Origin of the sequence: Pseudomonas sp. CM27 (assembly GCF_013179515.1) — a bacterium.
In the GTDB taxonomy this organism is placed as follows: domain Bacteria; phylum Pseudomonadota; class Gammaproteobacteria; order Pseudomonadales; family Pseudomonadaceae; genus Aquipseudomonas.
In genome coordinates, this window is sequence record NZ_JABMCN010000099.1 from 1 (window position 1) to 14,595 (window position 14,595).

General features: G+C 64.7%; 17 protein-coding genes and 1 riboswitch. Of the genes, 11 read left to right on the forward strand and 6 right to left on the reverse strand.

Translation table 11 applies throughout. The annotated features are described in order from the left end of the window. The first annotated feature begins 61 nt into the window (after positions 1–61). From HP547_RS14120 to HP547_RS14165, 10 genes are all read left to right on the forward strand, one after another. On the forward strand, positions 62–727 hold the full coding sequence (locus HP547_RS14120) for a riboflavin synthase (protein WP_172220561.1): 666 nt from the start codon (positions 62–64) through the stop codon (positions 725–727). A gap of 18 nt (positions 728–745) precedes the next feature. Beyond that, entirely contained in the window at positions 746–1,837 is a 1,092-nt protein-coding gene (gene ribBA, locus HP547_RS14125) for a bifunctional 3,4-dihydroxy-2-butanone-4-phosphate synthase/GTP cyclohydrolase II (protein ID WP_172286624.1), read from the forward strand. A gap of 91 nt (positions 1,838–1,928) precedes the next feature. Continuing rightward, a complete protein-coding gene (gene ribE / locus HP547_RS14130) occupies positions 1,929–2,405 on the forward strand; it encodes a 6,7-dimethyl-8-ribityllumazine synthase (protein WP_003255395.1) in 477 nt (158 codons plus the stop codon). Beyond that, positions 2,402–2,902 (forward strand): transcription antitermination factor NusB, encoded by a 501-nt coding sequence (nusB, locus tag HP547_RS14135; protein WP_172220555.1) that lies wholly within the window; start codon positions 2,402–2,404, stop codon positions 2,900–2,902. Before ribE ends, nusB begins: the two co-directional genes overlap by 4 nt. A gap of 18 nt (positions 2,903–2,920) precedes the next feature. Beyond that, positions 2,921–3,889, forward strand: a complete 969-nt coding sequence (thiL, locus tag HP547_RS14140; protein ID WP_172286625.1) for a thiamine-phosphate kinase — start codon at positions 2,921–2,923, stop codon at positions 3,887–3,889. After that, positions 3,886–4,389 carry a phosphatidylglycerophosphatase A gene (locus HP547_RS14145; RefSeq protein WP_003255391.1) on the forward strand — a complete coding sequence of 168 codons (504 nt, stop codon included), beginning with the start codon at positions 3,886–3,888 and terminating at the stop codon, positions 4,387–4,389. Before thiL ends, HP547_RS14145 begins: the two co-directional genes overlap by 4 nt. Positions 4,390–4,405: 16 nt before the next feature. After that, a complete protein-coding gene (locus HP547_RS14150; RefSeq protein WP_172286626.1) occupies positions 4,406–5,149 on the forward strand; it encodes an ABC transporter substrate-binding protein in 744 nt (247 codons plus the stop codon). 184 nt (positions 5,150–5,333) lie between these two features. After that, on the forward strand, positions 5,334–5,951 hold the full coding sequence (gene ribA, locus HP547_RS14155) for a GTP cyclohydrolase II (RefSeq protein ID WP_172232079.1): 618 nt from the start codon (positions 5,334–5,336) through the stop codon (positions 5,949–5,951). Then, positions 5,948–6,367, forward strand: a complete 420-nt coding sequence (locus HP547_RS14160) for an MFS transporter (protein WP_172232076.1) — start codon at positions 5,948–5,950, stop codon at positions 6,365–6,367. Before ribA ends, HP547_RS14160 begins: the two co-directional genes overlap by 4 nt. Next, positions 6,367–7,179, forward strand: coding sequence for a cobalamin-binding protein (locus tag HP547_RS14165; RefSeq protein WP_172232073.1), 813 nt, complete (start codon positions 6,367–6,369; stop codon positions 7,177–7,179). Before HP547_RS14160 ends, HP547_RS14165 begins: the two co-directional genes overlap by 1 nt. On the opposite strand, the gene HP547_RS14170 is transcribed toward HP547_RS14165, so the two are convergent. From HP547_RS14170 to ribB, 5 genes are all read right to left on the reverse strand, one after another. Continuing rightward, positions 7,157–9,028, reverse strand: coding sequence for a TonB-dependent receptor domain-containing protein (locus tag HP547_RS14170; RefSeq protein WP_172286627.1), 1,872 nt, complete (start codon positions 9,026–9,028; stop codon positions 7,157–7,159). The two genes, HP547_RS14165 and HP547_RS14170, sit on opposite strands and share 23 nt — an antisense overlap. Before the next feature lie 141 nt (positions 9,029–9,169). Continuing rightward, entirely contained in the window at positions 9,170–11,065 is a 1,896-nt protein-coding gene (dxs, locus tag HP547_RS14175; RefSeq protein ID WP_172286628.1) for a 1-deoxy-D-xylulose-5-phosphate synthase, read from the reverse strand. Between the two features lie 176 nt (positions 11,066–11,241). Then, positions 11,242–12,129, reverse strand: a complete 888-nt coding sequence (gene ispA / locus HP547_RS14180) for a (2E,6E)-farnesyl diphosphate synthase (protein ID WP_172286629.1) — start codon at positions 12,127–12,129, stop codon at positions 11,242–11,244. Continuing rightward, on the reverse strand, positions 12,126–12,368 hold the full coding sequence (locus tag HP547_RS14185; protein WP_027594918.1) for an exodeoxyribonuclease VII small subunit: 243 nt from the start codon (positions 12,366–12,368) through the stop codon (positions 12,126–12,128). The genes ispA and HP547_RS14185 overlap by 4 nt, the downstream gene beginning before the upstream one ends. A 136-nt stretch (positions 12,369–12,504) precedes the next feature. Further along, positions 12,505–13,155: a 3,4-dihydroxy-2-butanone-4-phosphate synthase gene (gene ribB, locus HP547_RS14190; protein ID WP_172286630.1), complete on the reverse strand. Its 651-nt coding sequence runs from the start codon at positions 13,153–13,155 to the stop codon at positions 12,505–12,507. Between the two features lie 81 nt (positions 13,156–13,236). Beyond that, positions 13,237–13,378: riboswitch (FMN riboswitch) on the reverse strand. A gap of 62 nt (positions 13,379–13,440) precedes the next feature. Between ribB and HP547_RS14195 the strand changes: the two genes are divergently transcribed. Next, positions 13,441–13,656: a hypothetical protein gene (locus HP547_RS14195; protein ID WP_372242463.1), complete on the forward strand. Its 216-nt coding sequence runs from the start codon at positions 13,441–13,443 to the stop codon at positions 13,654–13,656. 445 nt (positions 13,657–14,101) lie between these two features. On the opposite strand, the gene HP547_RS14200 is transcribed toward HP547_RS14195, so the two are convergent. Beyond that, on the reverse strand, positions 14,102–14,595 hold a 494-nt coding region (locus HP547_RS14200; RefSeq protein WP_306140376.1), incomplete at its 5' end, for a S24 family peptidase.

Here is a 14,595-nt window from a genome sequence, read left to right on the forward strand (position 1 = left end):
ACCTGCGTCCGGCGTATAATGCCGGGCTTGCCCCGCGCAAACCGTTTTTGAGGAAGACCCCATGTTCACCGGCATCATCGAATCCATCGGCACCATTCGCAGCCTCACCCCCAAGGGCGGTGACGTGCGCGTGCATGTCGCAACCGGCAAGCTCGACCTGGCTGACGTCAAGCTTGGCGACAGCATTGCCGTCAATGGCGTGTGCCTGACTGCGGTCGAACTGCCGGGCGACGGCTTCTGGGCCGACGTCAGCGTCGAAACCCTCAAGCGCACCGCCTTCATCGACCTCAAGAGCGGCAGCAAGGTCAACCTGGAAAAGGCCCTGACCCCCACCACTCGCCTGGGTGGGCACCTGGTCAGCGGCCATGTCGACGGGGTCGGCGAAATCATCTCGCGCAGCGATAACGCGCGCGCCATCCAGTTCCGCGTGCGTGCACCGAAGGAACTGGCCAAGTACATCGCCCACAAGGGTTCGATCACCGTCGACGGCACCAGCCTGACGGTCAATGAGGTCAATGGCGCCGAGTTCGAGCTGACCATTGTCCCGCACACCCTGTCCGAAACCATCATGGCCGACTACCGTGCAGGGCGTCGGGTAAACCTTGAGGTCGACCTGCTGGCCCGTTACCTGGAGCGCTTGCTGCTGGGTGACAAGGCCGCCGAACCGAGCAAGGGCAGTGGCATCACCGAAAGCTTCCTGGCCGCCAATGGCTTCTTGAAATCCTGATTGAGAAGGGGGTGCCGCGTGGCGCTCAACAGCATCGAAGAACTGGTAGAAGACATCCGCCAGGGCAAAATGGTCATCCTCATGGATGACGAAGACCGCGAGAACGAAGGCGACATCATCATGGCAGCCGAATGCTGCCTGCCCGAGCACATCAACTTCATGGCCAAGCACGCCCGTGGCCTGATCTGCATGCCGATGACCCGCGAGCGTTGCGAAACCCTGAAGCTGCCGCTGATGGCGCCGCGCAACGGCTCGGGCTTCGGCACCAAGTTCACCGTGTCGATCGAAGCCGCCGAGGGTGTCACCACCGGCATCTCCGCCGCTGACCGTGCCCGCACCGTGCAGGCCGCCGCCGCCAAGGATGCCAAGGCCGAAGACATCGTCAGCCCTGGCCACATCTTCCCGCTGATGGCCCAGCCAGGTGGCACCCTGGCCCGTGCCGGGCACACCGAGGCAGCCTGCGACCTGGCGCGCATGGCCGGTTTCGAGCCCAGTGGCGTGATCTGCGAAGTGATGAACGACGACGGCACCATGTCGCGTCGCGCCGAGCTGGAAGTGTTCGCCGCCGAGCACGGCCTGAAGATCGGCACCATCGCCGACCTGATCCACTACCGCATGATCCACGAGCGCACCGTGCAGCGCGTTTCCGAGCAACCGGTCGAAAGCGAACTGGGTGAATTCAACCTGGTTACCTACCGCGATGCAGTGGAAGGCGACGTGCACATGGCCCTGACCCTGGGCAAGATCTGCGCCGAAGAGCCAACCCTGGTGCGCGTGCACAACATGGACCCGCTGCGCGACCTGCTGCTGGTCAAGCAGCCGGGCCGCTGGAGCCTGCGTGCGGCCATGGCCGCGGTGGCCGAGGCTGGCAGCGGCGTGGTATTGCTGCTGGGTCACCCGCTGGACGGCGACGTGCTGCTGGCGCACATCCGCGAAAGCGCGGGCGATGTGCCGACCAAGGCACCGACCACCTACAGCACCGTTGGCGCCGGTTCGCAGATTCTGCGCGACCTCGGCGTGCGCAAGATGCGCCTGATGAGTTCGCCGATGAAGTTCAACGCGATATCCGGATTCGATCTGGAAGTTGTAGAATACGTGCCCTCCGAGTGACTTGAGGCGGCATTGACGCCCTCTGCTCGAGTCCAGAACCCTGTCGAGGCCGCTTGTATGCGGCCTCGCTCTTGAAGATGAGAATATCGGAATGACCCTGAAGACCATCGAAGGTACCTTCATCGCCCCCAAAGGTCGCTATGCTTTGGTGGTTGGCCGCTTCAACAGCTTCGTCGTTGAAAGCCTGGTAAGCGGTGCCGTTGATGCCCTGGTACGCCACGGTGTCAGCGAAAGCGACATCACCATCATCCGTGCCCCGGGTGCTTTCGAAATCCCGCTGGTAGCACAGAAAGTCGCCCAGCAAGGCGCCTACGACGCGATCATCGCCCTGGGCGCGGTGATCCGTGGTGGTACCCCGCACTTCGAATACGTGGCGGGCGAATGCACCAAGGGCCTGGCCCAGGTGTCCATGGAGTTCGGTGTACCGGTGGCGTTCGGTGTGCTGACCGTTGACTCCATCGAACAGGCCATCGAGCGTTCCGGCACCAAAGCCGGCAACAAAGGTGCTGAAGCTGCCCTGTCCGCTCTGGAAATGGTCAGCCTGCTGGCGCAGTTGGAGGCCAAGTGATTAGCGACGAAAGCGATCGTTTCAACCCGCGCGATCCAAAACCTGCGGATGCCGGCAAGCCCTCGAAGAGCGCCAAGCGCCGCGAAGCCCGACAGCTCGCGACCCAGGCCCTCTACCAGTGGCACATGGCCAAGCACTCGCTGAACGAGATCGAAGCGCAGTTTCGGGTCGATAACGATTTTACCGATGTCGACGGTGCTTATTTCCGCGAAATCCTGCATGGGGTTCCGGCGTTCAAGAGCGAAATCGACCAGGCACTGGTGCCTTGCATGACCATCGCCCTGGACGAACTCGACCCGGTTGAACTGGCCGTGCTGCGCCTGTCCACCTGGGAACTGATGAAGCGCGTGGACGTGCCGTACCGCGTGGTCATCAACGAAGGCGTGGAACTCGCCAAGGTCTACGGCGCCACTGACGGCCACAAGTTCGTCAATGGTGTGCTGGACAAGCTGGCACCGTCGCTTCGAGAAGCCGAAGTCAAGGCGAACAAGCGCTGATCCAGGCGCTTGCGAACCATGGGTGAGTTCGAGCTGATCAACCATTACTTCGCCGCCGCGCCTTGTGCGCAGGGTGGCGAGGGCGTGGCCCTGGGTATCGGCGACGACTGCGCCTTGCTCAGCCTTCCGCCCGGTGAGCAACTGGCGGTGTCGACCGACACCCTGGTCGCCGGCGTGCATTTTCCCGCTGTCTGCGATCCGCTTCTGCTTGGCCAGCGTTCGTTGGCCGTGGCAGCCAGTGACCTGGCAGCCATGGGCGCGACCGCAATCGGCTTTACCCTCGCCCTGACCCTGCCTGACGTTGGCCCTGACTGGCTGGCGGCCTACGCCGACGGCCTTAGCCGCATGGCCCAGCGTTGCCGCATGAGCCTGATTGGTGGGGACACCACACGTGGCCCGCTGAGTATCACCGTGACCGTGTTCGGCCGTGTACCCGCTGGCCAGGCCCTGCGCCGCAGCGGCGCCCGGCCGGGCGACCTGCTGTGTGTCGGTGGTGTGCTGGGCAAGGCGGCGGGGGCGTTGCCGCTGGTGCTGGGTCAGCGCGAGGCGCCGGCCGAGCAGGCCGAGCCGCTGCTGGCCCACTACTGGTCGCCGATGCCGCAGCTCGCCTTGGGTCAGCTGCTGCGCGGCCGGGCCACGGCGGCGCTGGATATCTCTGATGGCCTGCTCGCGGACTGTGGGCATATTGCCAAGGCGTCCGCTGTCGCACTGCAGGTGAACCTGGCGCAGGTGCCAGTGTCTCCTGCTGTAGAGGCGTTTCTCGGCCGTGAGGCGGCGCTGCAGGCCGCCCTCAGCGGTGGCGATGACTATGTACTGGCTTTCACCTTGCCGCCTGGGGCGCTGGCAGCTCTGGCTGCCTTCGATTGCATCGAGGTGCATACCATTGGTCGTGTGCTCGAAGGGCAGGGTGTGACCTTGCACGACGCCTTGGGCCATGACATCACCCCCGTTCAGCGGGGCTATCAACACTTTAGGGAGACACCGTGACCGATCACCCCAACCAGGTGCCTGCGGAGTTCGTTCCGCCTTCGGTCTGGCGCAACCCCTGGCACTTCATCGCGTTTGGCTTCGGTTCCGGCACCTTGCCCAAGGCGCCGGGCACCTGGGGTTCGCTGGTCGCCATACCGTTCATTCCTTTGTGGCAGATGCTGCCCGACTGGGGCTACTGGCTGCTGCTCGGGGTGAGCATGCTGTTCGGCTTCTGGTTGTGCGGCAAGGTCGCCAATGACTTGCGCGTGCACGATCACGAAGGCATTGTCTGGGACGAGATCGTCGGCATGTGGATCACCCTCTGGCTGGTGCCGGAAGGCTGGCAGTGGTTGCTGGCGGGGTTCCTGATGTTCCGCTTCTTCGACATCCTCAAGCCGTGGCCGATCCGCTGGATCGATCGCCATGTGCATGGGGGCGTCGGCATCATGCTCGACGATATCCTGGCCGGCGTGTTCGCCTGGCTGGGCATGCAGGTTCTGGTGTGGGCGGTTGCCTGAAACAGGGAGCGCGTGAATGGCCATAAGGACTGTGCTGCTGGCGATGCTGCTTGGCTTTGCCCCGTGGGTGATGGCTGCCGACGGCGTGCCGAAGCAGATCCATCTGGTCAGCGAAGAATGGCTCGACTACACCAACGCCGACGGTACCGGGGTGGCCTGGGACGTATTGCGCAAGGTGTTCGAGCCGGCCGGGGTCAAGGTGGTTGCCCAGAGTGCGCCCTATAGCCGTGCAGTCGGGTTGGTGAAACGGGGTGAGGCCGATGCCTGGGTGGGTTCTTACAAGGATGAGAGCGACGACAACCTCTACCCGCGCTGGCACTTCGATCTGGACCACATCTACGCCCTTGGTCTGGCCAGCAAGCCTGTGCCGACCCCGGAAAACGTAGGCAATTACCGCCTGGCCTGGGTGCGTGGCTACGACTATTCCAGCTACTTGCCCAATGCTCATGACTTCCGTGAAATCCAGCGCCGCGAGGGCATTTTGCCAATGCTCGAGCACGATCGCGTGGACTTCTACATCGATGCGCTGACCGAGGTGGACTACGTGCTCAGCCAGGCCCCGCACCCCGAGCGTTTCCGCCGCACCCATGTAGCCGAACTGCCGCTGTACCTGGCCTTCGCCCGCAACGACCGGGCCAGGGCCTTGCGCGATCTGTTCGACAAGCGCATGGCCGAACTTGTGCGCAGTGGCGAGCTGAAGCCGATTTTCGAGCACTGGAAGCAGCCGTATCCGTTCACTGCAGATAGCACACCGCACTGAATCCTGTTCATGTGGCCTGGCGCGGTTCCCACAGGGACTGTGCAAACCCGATTGACCGGGTGCCGGACTCTGCCAAGCATCGAACTTTTCGATCCTGCCCCACGGTATTCAGCCCGCCCATATCCCCCAACCTGCTGATACAATCGGCCCACGAGAAATTTTCAACTTATTCCAGGAGCACAACGTGCCCGTCGTCTTTGTTGCCGCCTCTAAACTCCCGACGCCCTTCGCGACTTTCACCATGCATGGTTTCCTTGAGGAAGCCACCGGCCGTGAGCACGTGGTGCTCAGCCTGGGTGACATCGCGGACGGGCAGCCGGTGCTGGGGCGCCTGCATTCCGAGTGCCTGACCGGCGATGCCCTGTTCAGCCAGCGCTGTGACTGCGGTTCGCAGCTGGAGGCCGCCCTGCAGGCCATTGCCCGCGAAGGCCGTGGCGTGCTGCTGTACCTGCGTCAGGAGGGCCGTGGTATCGGCCTGTTGAACAAGATCCGCGCCTACGAGCTGCAGGATGGCGGCGCCGACACCGTAGAAGCCAACGAGCGCCTGGGCTTTGCCGCTGACCAGCGCGACTACGCCATCTGCCTGCCTATGCTCGAACACCTGGGCGTGAAGGCCCTGCGCCTGATGACCAACAACCCGCGCAAGGTCAAAGCCCTGACCGACATGAACATCGTGGTTGCCGAGCGGGTGCCGCTGCACACCGGTCACAACCCGCACAACCGCTACTACCTGGCGACCAAGGCCGGCAAACTGGGCCACATGCTGGGCAGCGAACACCAGGGCGAGGTGCCCCAGGCGTGACCCGCGCCCAGGTCAAGCGGCGTCTGGCGCTGGCCTGGTGGCAGTACCTGGCGATGGGCCTGGTGCCGCTGCCGGTCATGGCCTGGGCCTTCGGTGGCGGTGATGCGCTGATCCCGCTGCTGGCGATGCCGTTGTTCATCGCCGGTGCGGCGACCATGTTCCTCAGCCTGCCACGCTTCGGTGCCTACAAGCGCGCGCTGATCGCCACTTCCAAAGTGCTCGGCACCAGTGAAGAACCTGCCGCCTGGATCGAACTGGCGCGGGTGCGGCGCCTGGCCATGCTGTATGCCTGCTTCCCGGCCTGGGTCGCAGCGCTGTCGGTGCTGGTTGGCCTGGAGGCGGTGCCACAGATCCTGCTGGCACTGTCGACCGTTGTGGTGCTGTACCTCTATCGCATTCCGCGCCAGCTCGGCTGATGCGCCTGCTGCCTGGCCTGCTGGCGCTGCTGGCCTGCACTGCAATGGCCGGCGAACCGCTGCGGGTCGTCAGCCTGGCACCTTCGATGAGCGAAATCATGCTCGAGCTGCACGCCGACGACCTGCTGGTGGGGGTGCTCGACGGTGGCGAGCGACCGACGGCGCTGCGTGACCTGCCCTCGGTAGGGCGCCAGGGGCAACTGGACATGGAGCGCCTGCTCAGCCTGCGTCCCGACCTGCTGTTGCTGTGGCCAGGCAGCGTGGCGCCCGCCCAGCGCGACCAGCTCAAGCGCTTTGGCATCGCTACTTTCAGTGCTGAACCCCATGGCATCGAGCAGCTGATCGAGCAGATCGAGGCCATCGCCACGCGCGTCGGCCGTGCCGAGCAAGGCAAGAACTACGCTCAAGCCCTGCGTGACCGGCTGCAGCAACTGCGCAAGCAGTATCGACGGGAAGAACCCTTGCAGGTGTTCTACCAGGTCTGGGACCGGCCGCTGTATACCCTCGGTGGCCGGCAGGTGGTAAGCGATGCCCTGGCCGTGTGCGGGGCGCGCAATGTCTTCGCCGACCTCACGCAACCGGCGCCGCAAGTGAATGTGGAAACGGTGCTGCTGCGCAACCCGCAGGTCATCCTGGCCGGCGACCAGGCGCAACTGGCCAGCTGGAAGGCCTGGCCGCAAATCCGTGCGGTCGCCGATGACCGCTTGCTGGTGGTGCCTGACAAAGGGCTGGAGCGGCCCAGCGGGCAAATGATCGAAGCCACCGCCCGCTTGTGTGCGCTGCTGGCCGCTAGAGCGCCGGCGTCCAGGTGACACTGAACAGCAGCGTGCGGCCTTCTTCACGGTAAGGGTGGTAGGTCCCCTCGTAGCTGTACAGGGCGCGGCTGGAGCTGCGGTCCAGCAGGTTATCCAGCTTGGCTTCCAGTTTCAGCGCATCAGTTGCCGCCCAGCTAGCACGCAGGCCCAGCACGCCATAGCCACCGATACGGTTGCGGTTGGCCTCATCGTCATAGCTGCTGCTGACCGCCTGCCAGCTGCCGCCAATGCTGAAGCGCCCGAATTCACGGTCCAGGTCCAGGCTCAAGGTGCGTCGCGCGCGGCGGGCCAGGGTGTGGCCGGTATCGCGATCGCGTGGGTCGATCAGCGCCAGGCCAAGCTGGCTGTGCCAGGCGCCCCATTGCTGGTTGAGCGCCATTTCCAGGCCGTTGATGCGTGCCGAGGCGACGTTGCGGGGGATCGAGTCCTGGCCAAAGATGATCGCGTCGCGCAGGTCGGTGCGGTAAAGCGAAGTCTCCAGGCGGCTGTCGCCAGTCAGCTGGCTGCGCCATTGCAGCTCGTAGCTGCGGGAGTGCTCGGGGTCCAGGTCCGGGTTGCTGAACTGCGGGTAATACAGGTCGTTGAACGTCGGCGCGCGGAAGCCCTCACTGTAGGACAGCAGCACATCGTTCTGCGCGTTCAGCGGGACGGTGACGCTGCCGCTCCAGGTGGTCTGGCCGCCAAACTGCTGGTTGCGGTCATGGCGCACGCCCAGTTCGGTGGAAAACCGTTCGCCCTGGTAGCGGTGCTGGGCGAACACGGCACGGTTCCAGCGGCTGTCCTCGGTGAAGTCGGTGCTGCCATGTACGCGGTCCTGGTACCAGTCAGCGCCGATCAGCAGCGTGTGTTGCTGCCCCAGGGCCAGGTCGTTCTGCCAGGTGGCCTGGTCCCGATAGGTATTGAACACGAAGCGTTCGGCGCTGAGTTTGTCGCGCTTGTCATCGCGGTTTTCGCTGTGGGCAAGTTCCAGGCGTGAGTGCCAGGCATCGCTGAGCTGGGCGTCGAAGTAGCTGCCCAGGCTACTCACACTGAAGTCGGTGTACGGCTGTTGGCCAAAGCTCTCGAAGGTGATCGGGTCGAAGCCGCCGAACGGGTTGTCGTATTCGCTGCGGCCGCGGCTGTCGAGCAGGTTCAGGCCTGCCTCGAAGCGCTCGCCGAAGGTGTGGCTCAGGCTCAGGTTGAAGGCCTTGTTGCGGTAGGCGTCATGGTCGCCATCGCTGGCGAAGGACGGCCCTGTGGCATCGATGCCTGCAGTCTCGTCCAGGCTGGCGCCCAGGTTGAAACGGGTGGCGTCGTTGCCGCCAGAAAGCCCCAGGCTGCGCTGGAATGTCTGGTTGCTGCCGGCCGCGATGCGCAGACGTGGTTGCAGGCCGGGGCCGCTGCTGCGTCGGGTGAAGATCTGGATGACCCCGCCAATTGCGTCGCTGCCGTACACCGCCGAGCGCGAGCCGCGCAGCACTTCTACCCGCTCGATCTGGTCAACGTCGAGAAACTGCAGGCCGCTGTCGCCCGAGGTGGCGTTGGCGATGCGCACGCCATCGACCAGTACCAGGCTTTGTGCGGCCTTGGTGCCGCGGATGAAGATGCCTGGCAGGCTGCCACGGCCACCGGTGGGGGCCACCTGGACGCCGGGCACGCGGCTGAGCAGGTCGGTGACGCTGCTGGGCTGCAGGCGGTCGATGTCGGTGCGGGTGAAGACGGTGTTGGCGGCACTGGTAGCGGTGCGCGATTCGACCTGGCGGCTGGCGCTGATCAGCACGTCGGGGAGCTTGAGGGCGTCGTCGCGTTCGGCGGCCAATAGCGGCAGGGGGAGGCAGAGCAGGGTGGCAAAGGTTGGGGATTTCATGGGCAGTACCATTTTACGAGGGCTGCGCCCTCGATCGCGACACAAGGCCGCTCCTACAGGTATTGCGAAGGCCGGGAGAGCGGCGCGGTCTCTGTAGGAGCGGCCTTGTGTCGCGAAAGGGCCGCAAAGCGGCCCCAGGGATTACAGGCCGAGCTTGGCCATCCGAGCTTTGACAGCAGCCTCGATGCCGGCCGCATCCAGCCCACACTCGGCCAGCATCTGCGCAGGCTTGGCGTGCTCGACATAGATATCCGGCAGCCCCAGGTGCAGCAGCGGCTTGAGCACCGCCTGGCTGGCCAGGAACTCACCCACCGCCGCACCGGCACCGCCCATGATGGCGTTTTCTTCGATGGTCACCAGCAGTTCATGGCTGGCAGCCAGTTCCAGCACCAGGGCCTCGTCCAGCGGCTTGACGAAGCGCATGTCGACCACCGTGGCGTTGGTCTGCGCAGCTACCTGCATGGCCTCGGCCAGTTGCACGCCAAACACCAGCAGGGCGACTTTTTCGCCTTGCCGGCGGACCACGCCCTTGCCGATTTCCAGTGGCTCGAGGTCACCGCTGATCGGCGCATTCGGGCCGGTACCACGCGGGTAGCGCACCGCTGCCGGGCCGTTGTACAGGTGGCCGGTGCTGAGCATCTTGCGCAACTCGTTTTCGTCGCTTGGGGTCATCACCAGCATGCCGGGGATGCAGCGCAGGTACGACAGGTCATAGCTGCCCGCATGGGTCGGGCCGTCTTCGCCCACCAGGCCGGCGCGGTCGATGGCGAACAGCACGTCGAGGTTCTGCACTGCCACGTCGTGAATCAGCTGGTCGTAAGCGCGCTGCAGGAAGGTCGAGTAGATCGCCACCACCGGCTTGCTGCCCTCGCAGGCCATGCCGGCGGCCAGGGTCACCGCGTGCTGTTCGGCAATCGCCACATCGAAGTAGCGCTCAGGGTAACGCTCGCTGAAGTCGACCAGATCGGAGCCTTCCTTCATCGCCGGGGTAATGCCTACCAGACGCTTGTCGGCGGCGGCCATGTCGCACAGCCACTGGCCGAACACGGCGGAGTACTTCGGGCCGCTGGCTGTCTTGGGCGCGGCAGGTTTGTCGGCCGGCTCCAGCTTGGTGATGGCGTGGTAGCCAATCGGGTCGACCTCGGCCGGGGCGAAACCCTTGCCTTTCTTGGTCACCACATGCAGGAACTGCGGGCCCTTGAGGTCACGCATGTTGCGCAAGGTGGCGATCATGGTCGGCAGGTCGTGGCCGTCGATCGGGCCAATGTAGTTCCAGCCCAGCTCTTCGAACAGCGTGCCCGGCACCAGCATGCCCTTGGCATACTCCTCGGTGCGGCGGGCGATTTCCCAGGCACCCGGCAGGCGCGACAGCACTTTCTTGCTGCCTTCGCGCATGCTCGCGTAGGTGCGGCTGGAAAGAATCTTGGCCAGGTAATTGGACAGGCCGCCGACATTGCGCGAAATCGACATGTCGTTGTCGTTGAGGATCACCAGCATGTCGGCGTTGACTTCCTGGGCGTGGTTCAACGCCTCGAAGGCCATGCCGGCAGTCAGTGCGCCATCACCGATCACCGCAATCGACTTGCGTGCGCTGTTCTGCAGGCGGGCGGCAATGGCCATGCCCAGCGCGGCACTGATCGAGGTGCTGGAGTGGCCGACGCCAAAGGTGTCGTACTCGCTTTCGCTGCGGCGCGGGAAGGCGGCGATGCCGTCCTTCTGGCGCAGGCTGAGCATGCGGTTGCGGCGCCCGGTGAGGATCTTGTGCGGGTAGGCCTGGTGGCCCACGTCCCACACCAGCCGGTCGTCCGGGGTGTCGAAAACGTAGTGCAGGGCGATGGTCAGCTCGATCACGCCCAGACCGGCACCAAAATGCCCACCGGTCTGACCCACGGTGTAGAGCAGTTCCTGGCGCAATTCGTCGGCCAGGGTCTCCAGGTCGGCTTCGGCCAGCCGGCGCAGGCCGGCAGGCGTGTCAGCGCGGTCGAGCAACGGCGTGACCGGGCGTTCGCGGGGGATCTCTTGAAACGTCGTGGGCATCAGGCGAGTCGTTATAGGTTTGAAGTGGCGGCAGTTTACCCCATTGTGGGAAAAGTGCCCATTCGACCACGGGTTGCGGGGCCCCTGGTGGGCGCAGCTTTACCTGTGAATGCGGCGCTGGATCAACAATCGCATTCGCGGGTAAACCTCGCTCCTACAAGGATTGATGTAGCAGCTTAGTTGCGGCGTTCGACGATGTAACGCGCCAGCGCCCGCAGCGGCTCGGCGTTTTCGCCGAAGCCTTGCAGTGCGAGCAACGCCTGGTCGCGCAGTTCTATCGCATAGGCCTTGGCCGCTTCCAGGCCGAGCAGGGCCGGGTAGGTCGGTTTGTCACGGGCTATGTCAGCGCCTTGGCGCTTGCCCAGGGTGGCGGTGTCGCTTTCCACGTCGAGGATATCGTCCTGCACCTGGAACGCCAGCCCGATGGCCTGTGCATACGTCTGCAGCGCATCCAGCTGCGCCGGTTCGGCGCGGGCACTGGCCAGGGCGCCCAGGCGCACGCTGGCTTCGATCAGTGCACCGGTCTTGTGCCGGTGCATGAACTCCAGCGCCTGCTGGTCCAGTTTCAGGCCAACCGAGCCCAGGTCGATGGCCTGGCCGCCGACCATGCCGGCCGGGCCGGCAGCCTTGGCCAGGGTCTGCACCATGGCCAGGCGGATGCTGTCGGCCTGCGGGCTCAAACCCGGGTCGAGCAGGGCGGCGAAGGCCAGGCTTTGCAAACCGTCGCCAGCGAGGATGGCGCAGGCTTCGTCGAATGCTTTGTGGGTAGTTGGCTGGCCACGGCGCAGGTCATCGTCGTCCATGGCCGGCAGGTCATCATGTACCAGCGAGTAGGCGTGGATCAGCTCGACAGCGCAGGCAGCGCCGTTGGCTTGTTCGGCCGGGGCACCCAGCGCTTCGCAGGCCGCGTAGGCCAGCAACGGGCGTACCCGCTTGCCGCCGTTCATCACGCTGTAGCGCATGGCGGCGTAAAGACGTTGCAGTTCATCGGTAGGCGCGACGAACAGCGGCTCGAGGGCTGCGTCGACACGCGCCTGGCAGTTGGCCTGGTAGGTGCCAATCATGCTTCCGGCTCCGCATCGAAAGGCTGCGCGGCCAGTTCGCCATCGCGCTCCAGCAGAATCTGCACCTTCTGCTCGGCCTGCGCCAGGGCGCCTTGGCAGTCCCGGGTCAGGGCGATGCCTTGCTCAAAGGCGGCCAGCGAGTCTTCCAGCGACAATTCGCCGTTCTCCAGGCGCTCGACCAATGCTTGCAGGTCTGCGAGGGATTGCTCGAAATCGAGGGAGGCTTTTTTGCGGGCCATGGCGACTGTCTCGGTAGCTGGTCAGAACGGCGCGACACTAGCAGAGCGGGGCGGGGGGAGCAAACTTCAGGGGTAATGAGGCTGGTTTCAAGGCCCCATTCGCGGGCTTGCCCGCGAATGGACCCAGTGTGGTCTATCAGGCAGGCTCGGCTTCCAGCTCCACCATCGCTTCCCGGTAGCGCGCCAGTTCCTCGATGGTCAGCACCGGCAGATTGTATTGCCGCGCGTACACTGCCACCTGCTCGCCGCGGGCCATGCTGCCATCGGGGTTCATCAGCTCGCACAGCACCGCCGCCGGACGCAGGCCGGCCAGGCGTGCCAGGTCCACCGAGCCCTCGGTGTGGCCACGGCGGGTAAGCACCCCGCCATTGCGGGCGCGCAGCGGGAATACATGCCCCGGGCTGACAATGTGGCGCTGTTCGGCAGTGGAGCGCAGTGCCGCAGCGATGGTGGTAATGCGGTCCTGGGCCGAAACGCCGGTAGTGATGCCTTCTGCCGCCTCGATAGTGACGGTGAAGCCAGTGCCATGCCGGGCCTGGTTGTTCTGCACCATCGGCGCCAGCTGCAGCTCGTCGACGGTTGCCTCGTCCAGGCACAGGCAGACGATGCCGCTGCAATCGCGAATCATCATGGCCATGGTCTGCAACGAAATGTTCTCGGCGGCGGCAATGATGTCCGCCTCGTCCTCGCGGTCGTCATCGTCGAGCAGCAGCACAGGGCGCCCGGCCTTGAAGGCAGCGATGGCGGCAGTAACGTTGGGGTATTGCGGGTGGTAGCGGGTGGACATGAAACGCTCCTCGTGAATGATCGATGAACGTCTCGGGGCGAACAAAATGCGCGCGCAGGGGCGCCCGAAACGGCCCCTGCCTGACGCCTTCTTTCATCCGGACTATGACCGTCGGCTCTGGAGTCGCACCAGATCTGCTGACCCCCGGCATGGCCGGGGCGCTCGCGGGCTCATCTTTCGATTTACCGCCGGTGGGGACTTGCACCCCGCCCTGAAGACCGGCCAAGCATACAGCACAGGGCCACCCCACTGGCAACCCGCGGTTCTACGACCTTCGGCGCAATCGTGCCGCTACGTAGGCTGCAGATCGATCGGCGCCACGGCGGCCACCCTTGGCCGCATGCGATGCTGTCGTACCCGGTGACTTCGAAGCTGACGGCTACGTTCAACGTCAACAACCTGTTTGACCGGGACTACCTGTCGCGGGTGGGATCGACCTCGACGTTCAACTTCTATGGGCCTTCGCGGAGCATGATGGTTGGGGCGCGGTATGAGTTCTGATGGGGATGGGGCGGGTAGGTGCATGTCGGGAGATTTGCTGCGCCTGTGACAAGCGCCGCCCGCGCGGCGCTTCGCGGAACAAGCCCGCTTACACATTTGTTTCGGACCAGTTACTCCTGAAGCCGAAGCACTCGGCCGCTTGGGGCCCGCCATGATATCGAGTTGGTGGGCGCTGACCGGGAGGGTTTTGCCAGCGCCGCGAATTTTCTGCGGGCATTAAAAAGCCGGCTTGTGGCCGGCTTCTCGGGGACGGCTCCGACTAATTTATGGTAAGTCGCAACCGCCTTAACTGTGTGGCCATCAAGGGCCTGAAAGAGATGGCAGATAACCGTGTGGGATATTGCCGAGCCCTCTGGACTGCGGCTTGCGCCGGTCGGGGCTGAATGTGCGGCGTAGCATACAAGGGCTCGCGCGGTCTGCCCAGCAAAAAATGGCACAGGGTGTTTCAGCCGGGCCGTTGCTGGCGGAAATGCGACCAGTGGAACACCCAGCCGATGATTTCCAGCCTCTGGGCCTGACGCTGCGCGGCGGTGTAGCGTTCGGCCGCGTAGTTGTGCCGGTCATGGCTGTGCAGGTAAAGCGTGCCGTGCTGGCCGAGGCTGAGGTTGTTCACCCTCAGCGTGCCGTTGTGCAACAAGGCATAGGTTTCGCCTTCGACCACCTGGGTCATGCCCAGATCGATGGCCAGGGTAGCGTCCAGTGGAATCAGCGGGGCCATGTTGCTGGCCGGCATCGCCAGGCAGACGGCGTTGCGAGGGCGTACACCCAGCTCTTTCAGGGCTTTTGCTGGCAGGCGCAGGTGTTGTCCGGCAGCTGGCGAAAGCAGGCCGTTACGTACCTCGTGGTAGGGCACATTCAGTACCCGGCCGCGATGCACCGACAAGGGGCTTGGGGTGTTGGCGGGTGCCGGGCGGGGCGGAAAGTTGCGCAGGATCGGGT

What these genes read in the sequence shown, in the direction of transcription:
- HP547_RS14150 (WP_172286626.1), top strand. Translation starts at nt 4,406, where the DNA reads ATGGCCATAAGGACTGTGCTGCTGGCGATGCTGCTTGGCTTTGCCCCG.
- ribB (WP_172286630.1), bottom strand. Translation starts at nt 13,155, where the DNA reads ATGTCCACCCGCTACCACCCGCAATACCCCAACGTTACTGCCGCCATC.
- HP547_RS14185 (WP_027594918.1), bottom strand. Translation starts at nt 12,368, where the DNA reads ATGGCCCGCAAAAAAGCCTCCCTCGATTTCGAGCAATCCCTCGCAGAC.
- ispA (WP_172286629.1), bottom strand. Translation starts at nt 12,129, where the DNA reads ATGATTGGCACCTACCAGGCCAACTGCCAGGCGCGTGTCGACGCAGCC.
- thiL (WP_172286625.1), top strand. Translation starts at nt 2,921, where the DNA reads ATGGGTGAGTTCGAGCTGATCAACCATTACTTCGCCGCCGCGCCTTGT.
- dxs (WP_172286628.1), bottom strand. Translation starts at nt 11,065, where the DNA reads ATGCCCACGACGTTTCAAGAGATCCCCCGCGAACGCCCGGTCACGCCG.
- HP547_RS14120 (WP_172220561.1), top strand. Translation starts at nt 62, where the DNA reads ATGTTCACCGGCATCATCGAATCCATCGGCACCATTCGCAGCCTCACC.
- HP547_RS14170 (WP_172286627.1), bottom strand. Translation starts at nt 9,028, where the DNA reads ATGAAATCCCCAACCTTTGCCACCCTGCTCTGCCTCCCCCTGCCGCTA.
- ribE (WP_003255395.1), top strand. Translation starts at nt 1,929, where the DNA reads ATGACCCTGAAGACCATCGAAGGTACCTTCATCGCCCCCAAAGGTCGC.
- HP547_RS14165 (WP_172232073.1), top strand. Translation starts at nt 6,367, where the DNA reads ATGCGCCTGCTGCCTGGCCTGCTGGCGCTGCTGGCCTGCACTGCAATG.